General features: G+C 40.8%; 1 pseudogene. It reads left to right on the top strand.

The features are described 5' to 3' along the window. Positions 1 to 402 (top strand): annotated as a pseudogene (locus tag DBR43_RS33120) (IS3 family transposase); the annotation flags it as partial.

The following is a 402-nucleotide window of genomic DNA, read 5'->3' as shown; positions in this document are numbered from 1 at the left end:
TTACAAAAAGATCAAAGACGATAATTCCACTATCCTCAAACTCCAGGAACTTGCAGAAAAGCATCCTACTGAAGGACAGGATCTGTATTATAGACGCATTCGCAGAGAAGGCTTGATATGGAATTATAAACGGGTACGCCGTGTTTACCTTTTGCTGGGGATGAATCGTCGTAGAAAAGTTCGCAAAAGGATTCCAGCCCGTGTCAAACAGCCGTTATTTCAGCCTGAAAATGCTGGAGACACCTGGTCAATAGATTTCATGAGTGATGTGTTGACCAATAAAAGAAAGTTTAGAACCCTGAATGTTATAGATGATTTTAATCGACAGGCTATTGCAGTCGAAGTTGCATACAGCATGCCCGCAATTACAGTAACTGGCTTACATTTTTTATCAGGATATGC

Source organism: Pedobacter sp. KBW06 (assembly GCF_003852525.1).
Taxonomy (GTDB): Bacteria; Bacteroidota; Bacteroidia; order Sphingobacteriales; family Sphingobacteriaceae; genus Pedobacter.
The sequence above is the reverse complement of the archived record's forward strand: the minus strand, read 5'-3'. Positions and strand labels throughout refer to the sequence as shown.